The sequence below is a fragment of the Ascidiaceihabitans donghaensis genome, from assembly GCF_900302465.1.
In the GTDB taxonomy this organism is placed as follows: Bacteria; Pseudomonadota; Alphaproteobacteria; order Rhodobacterales; family Rhodobacteraceae; genus Ascidiaceihabitans; species Ascidiaceihabitans donghaensis.
Window position 1 is genome coordinate 3,721,931 of sequence record NZ_OMOR01000001.1, and the last position, 7,186, is coordinate 3,729,116.

The window sequence follows — 7,186 nt, forward strand, 5'->3', positions numbered from 1 at the left end:
CTATTTCGCCTCTGGCTCTGGATCACCGAAATCTTCTGGCACATCGACTTGCGCCTTTGCCAACAATTCCGCAGCACCCTGCAAATGCCCCCCGACGGTTTGCAACAACGTCAGCAAAGCGGTGGTGTCACTTTCAATCACTGCCTTGAATTCCCGTGCCCCGATCCGCAAGAATACCGTTTCTTCCTCGGCGATCAAATCGACTTGTCGGGTTTCGTCCAAAAGCACGGCCAAATCGCCGATCAAACGCCCCGGCAGTACCGTCGATACAACACGCCGAGCCCCTTCCCCGTCATCAAAGAACATGCGCGCGCTGCCTTTGACACAAAGCCAAGCGGCATCTGCTACATCACCTTTGCTGAAAATTTTCTGACCCGCAGGGGCCGTGTACCAACGCGCGGCAAACGCCAGCAATCTTTGGTTGCGAACGTCCAGTTTTGCAAAGGTATCGGTGCGGGAAATCTCGCGCATTTTGCTGCGCAGATCGTCCGATCCACCGTCAGGGAGCAAATCGATTTCTTGCTTTTGAATGCCGTCTATTCTGCCGTTTTTGATTTCGACAAAAAGGTCATATTCACTTGGGTTTTCGAAGTTGTCTTCCATGAATATCAGCGTTGTATCAGGCATCAATTTGCGCAACGCCGTGCGTGTTTTACGCCGGCTGTCTGCGTCATGGCTGGCCAGCGCTTTATCCAACACCAAGATATCCGGTTTTTTGATCCCGGCCCTGCTGAAGGCCGCGCGTTCTTGAAACACGGGCGGCAGCTGTGATCCAGCAAGGCCCGCGGGAATGTCGAAAATCGTTTCAGCCACAAGTCTGCGCAGACCTTTTTCTGTCAGCAGATCAGAAATCACTTCACGTACTTTCTCCGCCTTGGCCCCCGCCATGGCAGATACCAGGCCGTACATCAGATTTTCCATCAGCGTCAGCCGCGGCAAATAATTTTCCGGGGCCAAAGGCACAAACAAATCCCCCGATCGTTCCCGCAATTCGGCAGCTTTGGTACGGCGGATGTTCAAAATTTCTTGTTTAAAGCTGTCCGGAAAGGCTGGACCAATTTGTTCGGCTGTGAAGGCAAACGGAACCGTCAAAAACAGTGCGAATTCTTCCGCATTCAGGGCTTTGTCACCAACTTCACGACGCCTTGCTGCGATATCCACCAATTGTTCATACAGCGTTTCTTCAATGCCCAAAGCCGTGAAAAGCGGGTGGTTTGTGCCATCGCGACCAAAAGTCTGGTGCAGCGTTTCAACAACGGTTTGCGAAATGGCGATGCCTTCTTCGGCCAAGCCCTGTTCCATAATCAGCGCCAGAAAGCTCTTTTCGGCCACCAGTTCTTCCGGGCTCAATTCGCGGGCAGGTGCCGCAAACAACAAGTTGCCCCCCAAAGGCACCGACGGGTTGAACTTGTCAGGGTCAAACCGGTTGATTGCCTTATCCAGCCCTTTTGCCTTCAACCTGTCGAACACCTCGTCTCGAAGCCCAACCACGGCCTTGGCCAACTCGGGGTGCATTTTGGGGTCAACGCGACTTGTCAGCATGCGCTGGAACATGAATTCGTCGATGCCCATGGCCTGCACCAATTCAAACCACCAGCTGCGGATATCATCACCGTCTTTCAAATCGGCAAGGGCCGGATCCACCCAGTCGGCGCGAAGGCTATCAGCGCTGTTGCCCGATCGCGCGGCCTCATTGGTGAAACGGTCCCGTTTGCTTGGATCCCACAACACAGTTTTCGGGCTGGTCATCAGGGGCATCATCAAATTGCTGCCCAGTGTGCCATCAAACAGATACGGCCGCGAATGGGCATAACCGATACGCGCTGCAATCACCGCTTGGTGCAGTTCGGACAGCTTTTGTCCATCCACACGCACGTTGCCGCGCACCGGCAATATCTCGCGGGTCAACAGCTCTGCAAGCGCGGTGCGTTCCGTCCCGTTCGGCACTTTGATCGCAACCCGCGCACCTGGCTGAATCGTCAGATTGATGTCTTCCAGCACCGGGTTCCCAGACGCGCTGCGCACCGTCACATGATCCAGTTCAATTGTGCCGCGCAGATGCGGAATCGAAGAAGGTTCACCTTCAAACAGTGTCTCGTCGATAATGCCCTTTGGGTTAAACCGGTCGACAACGATTTCCCACCGCAAGGACATGTCCTGAACTTGGTTGTAGTAGGTCAACAGTTCTTTCCACGGGTTCGACAGATCTTTGTAAGCGGCAAGTGCAGCGACCAAAGCGCCCACCGTAATCTCGCCTTGGATGGCAAGGTAACCGCCCACGGCATAGAAAAAGAACGGCGTCAGCTGGGTGATGAAGTTGTTGAGAAACTTCATGAAGAATTTTTTGTTATAAATTTTGTAACGGATTTCGAAAAGCTGGCCCAAACGATCTGTAAACCCTGCCAAACGATAGCGAACGCCACCATTCGTGCGCAAATCCGTGATACCTGCCGCACTTTCCCCGATTTCAGATGCCAGCGCCCGAACTTGCGTGATGCGCTGTTTGTTCAATTGATTGATCTGGCGTTGGATCATCGGGATCAGCCAGGCCTGCAACGGGATCAGCGCGATACCGGCCAAGCCGAACCAAACGGATTGCAAAAACAAGAACGTCACGATCAGCAACATCTGTCCCGCTTGAAACAATGGCTGCGCCACCGCGTCACCCATCAAGCCGCCCATTGGTTCCGCTTCGGATGTGACCATCGCCACCAATTCGCCCTGACTGGTTTGTTGGAAATAACTGCGTGGGAACCGCATCATGCGCGAGATCAGCGAATAGCGGAACCGCCGCAGCAGCCGCTCGGACGTGATACCCTTCATTGTGTTCAGGCGCATTTTCAGCAGCCCATGGCACAGCACAGCCAACAGATACCCAACGCAAAGCGCCAAAAGAAACTGCGTCTGGCTTAGCTCATAACCGAACACATCCAAAACTGCCTTCTCGGCCCCTATCGCATCGTTGATGATCCGCTTGGGCAGTTCCAGTGTCGCGTACAAAAACGGGAAGGTGATCAATGTCACCAAAAGCAGCGTAAACTGCTCTCGTTTGGAGTGTTTCCAAATGAAGGTAAAAAGTGTGCGATCCATAATGGGGCGTCTCAAATTCCTGTACGGTCAGGGAATACTGGCACAGGCCCAAAGATTTAGGCCCCAAAGCGCTTCATTTCAAGCATCGCTTCTTGCGCGGCGTCAGGCCCTTGGGTATCCGTGTTGAAATTGTTTTCGCGGGAGATAGCCATGCTTAAGGGTAAATTTGACAAATCCAAGCTGCCAAGCCGACATGTGACCGAAGGGCCGGAACGCGCCCCGCACCGGTCCTATTACTACGCTATGGGCATGACAGAGCAGGAAATTCACCAGCCCTTGGTCGGTGTCGCCACCTGCTGGAACGAAGCAGCCCCCTGCAACATCGCGTTGAACCGTCAGGCCCAAGCCGTGAAAATGGGTGTCAAATCTGCCTATGGCACACCCCGCGAATTCACTACGATCACCGTCACCGACGGCATCGCGATGGGCCACGAAGGAATGCGTTCATCTTTGGCATCACGCGAAGCGATTGCTGACACGGTTGAGCTGACCATGCGCGGCCACTGCTACGACGCGATTGTGGGCCTTGCGGGTTGCGACAAATCCTTGCCCGGCATGATGATGGCGATGATCCGCCTGAACGTACCGTCTGTGTTCCTATATGGTGGGTCCATCCTGCCCGGTCGTGTCCAGAAGGGCGCGCAGGTGCCAGAAGAGTACCGCGACCGCGATCTGACTGTTCAAGACATGTTCGAAGCCGTGGGCCATCAGCAAAACGGGACAATGACCGAAGCCGAATTGGATGTGTTGGAACGCGTTGCGTGCCCATCAGCAGGTGCCTGCGGCGGCCAGTTCACGGCCAACACCATGGCCTGCGTGTCCGAGGCGATTGGACTTGCGATCCCGAACTCCGCCGGTATGCCAGCACCCTACGAATCCCGCGATCAATACGCCGAAGCATCCGGCGCCGCCGTGATGAACCTGATCGAAAAGAACATCCGCGCCCGCGACATCTGCACACGCGAAGCGTTTGAAAACGCAGCGCGCGTGGTTGCCTGCACCGGCGGCTCTACCAACGCAGGCCTGCACCTGCCCGCCATGGCGCATGAGGCCGGCATCGACTTCTTCCTCGAAGACGTCTGCGAGATCTTCCGCGACACGCCTTACTTTGTCGACCTCAAGCCCGGCGGGCAATATGTGGCAAAGGACCTTTATGAGGCGGGCGGCATTTATGTTGTGATGAAAGAGCTGCGCAAAGCGGGTCTGATCCACGAAGACTGCATCACCGCAACAGGCTATTCCATCGGCGAAGAGATGGACAAGGTCAGCTTGGAAGCAGACGGCAAAGTCATCTACCCCATCGAAACACCACTGACTAAGACGGGCGGCGTTGTGGGTCTGAAAGGCAATATCGCACCTGAAGGTGCCATTGTGAAAGTCGCTGGCATGGAAGCGCAGCACCAGATTTTCACAGGCCCGGCACGTGTGTTTGAATGCGAACAGGATGCTTTCGATGCAGTCCAAAACCGCACCTATGAAGAAGGCGACGTCTTTGTAATCCGCAACGAAGGTCCATCCGGCGGCCCCGGTATGCGCGAGATGCTGGCGACCACGGCGGCCTTGTCAGGTCAAGGGATGGGCAAGAAAGTTGCGCTGATCACCGACGGTCGTTTTTCGGGTGCGACTCGCGGGTTCTGTGTGGGGCACGTCGGGCCTGAAGCCGCGCACGGTGGCCCCATTGCCTTGTTGCAAAACGGGGATGTCATCACGTTGAACGCAATCGAAGGTACGTTGAATGTGGCGTTGACCGACGACGAACTAGCGGCGCGCAAGGCCGAATGGAAAGGCGCACGCGACACAATCTATGGCGCGGGTGCGCTATGGAAATATGCGCAGCTTGTCGGATCAACTTACAAAGGTGCGGTCACGCATCCCGGTGCGAAAGACGAGGGTCATGAATACTGGGATCTGTAAAGGTCTGGTACTTGCCGGTGCTGTTGCCCTTTCGGGGTGCAGCGACGGCGCCGCATTGGGGTTTCTCCAAGATGGGCTTGCCCCTCAGTCGGAGACGCCTGCGAAACCATTCACGCAAGTCGAGATGGTTCAGGGCGATGTCACACTGGTGCCCCCTGCGGGTTTTTGTGTGGACCCCGCCAGTCTTACACAAACCTTTGCAATTCTCGCGCGTTGTGACGTTCTTGGCGGGCGCGATGGCGCACTGGATGCCCCCCTAAGTGTCGTCACGATCAGCTTTGCCAAAGCGACAACGCCAGACACCATTTCTGCAAGCGTCTTTGGCGACAACATCGAAGGCGGTAAAGTCACCGCAACCGAAACACTGGGCGGTTTGTCCTATTTGCGTGTCAGGGCGCAAGCTCCGTCTGACGGGTTGTCGGATGTGCATTGGCATGCGGTGGATCAATTGAACGGATACGATGTGGCCGTCGCCCTTTATGCACCCGATGGCAGCCCCGCGTTGGGCACCCGCGGACCCCGCATTTTGCAGCAATTGCTTGATGGTTCGGAAGGTGCGTCTGTGGCCAATGATGTCGCCACCCGTACGCTACGACCTAAGGCCAAACCAAAAAAGCTGTTCTGAAATTCAATTACAGGTTTATCTGTGCGCAAGGTTTTCGTTAGATAGTACACAAGTCTGAAGCACCTCTGGCAGCCAAAACGTAAGGCCGCCTATGAATTGTGCCATAAAAACAAAGGCGAACCGAGCGAATGGGTGACAAATCAATTGGGCTAGTCGACAAGCTAACGCATAGGCGTGCGATGCGTCGTTGGGCCCGCGCTGCGCGGAATGCGAAAGATTTGAAGCTGCCGATCCTGCGCCAGAACAGGGCCGCAGCCCGCCTGCTGCGGACGCATCTGGATCGTTTGATCCACAAAGCAGACGAACGGTTGGCTTTGCCCGCCATCGGGTCCACCAGCTTTCCAAAACCTCACAATGCCGACTGGGCATGGCGCCCGGAACTGTGGCGCGGCCCATTGTCTAAACCGGGCATGTCCTCGGTGAGCACCAAGTCGATGCTGGGCGATGAAGTCACTTTGTTTCATGATTGCCGCCTAAGCGAGCTTACTTTGCGGCAATTGCGCAATTTGCGTGAACAGGATCTTGCGCCTTACGGCCTACGGATGGATGTTTTCAAATTCGACGGCTCTTTTTTGTCTCTTGTCGTGGACCTGCCGACAGACGCGACACGCGGGCTGAAAAAAACCCATTTGCTTGGAATGAATTGCATCGTCGAGATGGAAAAGCCACTGGAAATTTTTGCGCGGCTCAACATCAAAAATGGTCCTAACACTGAACAAATCGTGCGTGAATTGCCCCTTCACGAAGAGGATATTCTTGTAGAATTCGATCTGGCGTATTCAAATTTGAACGAAAAGCGGGTTGAAAAAGCCTGGATTGATCTGATCTTTGAAGGCCCCGAAATGAACCAGGTCGTGCTGCGTGATTTGACGTTCTCGCGCCGCCCCCGCGCCCAGCTGTAAGGACCACACCATGACCACATTGACCCTGACAGCCACCAAAATGCGCCGCGGCGTATGGGAAGGCGTCATCACACAAACAGGACAAGGTGTGCCGCAGATTGCCGTCACGCATTTGGACAAACCGGTGCCCGATATCGACCTGCAGGAAAACGGTGAAACCTGGGTTTTGCGTGTGACGATCCCCGCGGATGCAATTGCTGACGGCGTGCAGACCTTTTTGATCACCGACACCAGCGACGGCAGCCGGATTGGGAATTTCACCCTGATCGCAGGTGAAGCGCTAGGGGATGATATGCGCGCCGAAATGGAGCTGTTGCGGGCGGAACTCGATATGTTGAAACGTGCGTTTCGGCGCCATTGCATTGAAACATCATAGACGTTTGGTCTGGCTGCCGGGCAACACGTGACCGGATTTCTTCAGAACACGTAAGGCGGGGATAAATCCCCGCCTTTGCTTTTTATGGGCACTAGAAGTGGCACATCCTTTTGTAAGGTGTGCCTTGGCGCACCTTAATCCTTTGGCCCCAAAGCGCTGAGACCTTTAAGAATATCAATGGCATAGGCCAGTTGATAATCGTCTTCACGCAACGCCGCCGCAGCTTCTGCCTTTTCACGATCCGCTTCAATCTGGCGGATCTCGTCTTCTGTCAGGCTG

General features: G+C 55.1%; 5 protein-coding genes and 1 pseudogene. 4 read left to right on the forward strand and 2 right to left on the reverse strand.

All coding sequences use genetic code 11. The annotated features are described in order from the left end of the window. Positions 1-3,090: an ABC transporter transmembrane domain-containing protein gene (locus ASD8599_RS18525; RefSeq protein WP_108829919.1), complete on the reverse strand. Its 3,090-nt coding sequence runs from the start codon at positions 3,088-3,090 to the stop codon at positions 1-3. Positions 3,091-3,240: 150 nt separating this feature from the next. Here ASD8599_RS18525 and ilvD point away from each other — a divergent pair, with 150 nt between their 5' ends. From ilvD to ASD8599_RS18545, 4 genes are all read left to right on the forward strand, one after another. Next, positions 3,241-5,004: a dihydroxy-acid dehydratase gene (gene ilvD / locus ASD8599_RS18530; RefSeq protein ID WP_108829920.1), complete on the forward strand. Its 1,764-nt coding sequence runs from the start codon at positions 3,241-3,243 to the stop codon at positions 5,002-5,004. Next, a complete protein-coding gene (locus tag ASD8599_RS18535) occupies positions 4,985-5,629 on the forward strand; it encodes a hypothetical protein (protein WP_108829921.1) in 645 nt (214 codons plus the stop codon). Before ilvD ends, ASD8599_RS18535 begins: the two co-directional genes overlap by 20 nt. A 128-nt stretch (positions 5,630-5,757) precedes the next feature. Next, positions 5,758-6,531 (forward strand): DUF6478 family protein, encoded by a 774-nt coding sequence (locus tag ASD8599_RS18540; RefSeq protein WP_245926100.1) that lies wholly within the window; start codon positions 5,758-5,760, stop codon positions 6,529-6,531. 10 nt (positions 6,532-6,541) lie between these two features. After that, positions 6,542-6,907 (forward strand): hypothetical protein, encoded by a 366-nt coding sequence (locus tag ASD8599_RS18545; RefSeq protein WP_108829922.1) that lies wholly within the window; start codon positions 6,542-6,544, stop codon positions 6,905-6,907. A 134-nt stretch (positions 6,908-7,041) separates the two neighbouring features. Here ASD8599_RS18545 and ASD8599_RS20465 read toward each other — a convergent pair. Then, positions 7,042-7,186: pseudogene (locus tag ASD8599_RS20465) on the reverse strand (S41 family peptidase); the annotation flags it as partial.

Coding starts and splice junctions, on each gene's coding strand:
- ASD8599_RS18525 (WP_108829919.1), bottom strand. CDS start 3,090: ATGGATCGCACACTTTTTACCTTCATTTGGAAACACTCCAAACGAGAG.
- ilvD (WP_108829920.1), top strand. CDS start 3,241: ATGCTTAAGGGTAAATTTGACAAATCCAAGCTGCCAAGCCGACATGTG.
- ASD8599_RS18535 (WP_108829921.1), top strand. CDS start 4,985: ATGAATACTGGGATCTGTAAAGGTCTGGTACTTGCCGGTGCTGTTGCC.
- ASD8599_RS18540 (WP_245926100.1), top strand. CDS start 5,758: ATGGGTGACAAATCAATTGGGCTAGTCGACAAGCTAACGCATAGGCGT.
- ASD8599_RS18545 (WP_108829922.1), top strand. CDS start 6,542: ATGACCACATTGACCCTGACAGCCACCAAAATGCGCCGCGGCGTATGG.